We start from the raw sequence: 509 nt of genomic DNA, 5'->3' as shown, positions 1-509 counted from the left end.
AGATAGACATTTGACAGGCCAGCTCCTGGCAAGGATGACTGACCCCGGCCTGCACCGCATAACCATCTTTCACCAGATTCTTGTAAACCAGCGAGGTCTTGCCGCCGCCGAGAATATTGGCCAGCAGATCCAGCGCGGCCTCATCCTGATGACGGGCATAAACGGTTGGGAAAGCAACACGGATGAGTGGCAGATGGACATTGTCTTCCATCGAGATATAGCGGCTCTTGTCCAGCGTTACCAAAGGTTTGGCATCGGTCGCCACCTCAGGCCCCTTGGGAATATCGCCAAAGTACTTGCTGACCCAGGCCAGCGTCTGCGCGGTATCGATATCACCGCCTATGGTCAGGGTGGCATTGTTGGGGCCGTACCAGCGTTGGAAGAAGTGTCTTACATCATCGGGCGTGGCACGGTCGAGATCCTCGGGCCAACCTATCACAGGCCAGGAATAAGGATGACCGGCGGGATAAAACGCCTGATTGAAACGTTCATTCATCCGCCCCTAAGGA

The 509-nt window shown here is 55.6% G+C and carries 1 pseudogene; it reads right to left on the bottom strand.

Annotation, left to right across the window (positions count from 1 at the left end):
- Positions 1-502, bottom strand: a pseudogene (locus tag K5Q73_RS21385) (M16 family metallopeptidase); the annotation flags it as partial.
- Positions 503-509 lie beyond the last annotated feature (7 nt).

The organism is Shewanella sp. MBTL60-112-B2 (assembly GCF_019655055.1).
Lineage (GTDB): Bacteria > Pseudomonadota > Gammaproteobacteria > Enterobacterales > Shewanellaceae > Shewanella.
Note: the sequence above shows the minus strand (reverse complement) of the source record. Positions and strands in the feature narration are given on the sequence as shown.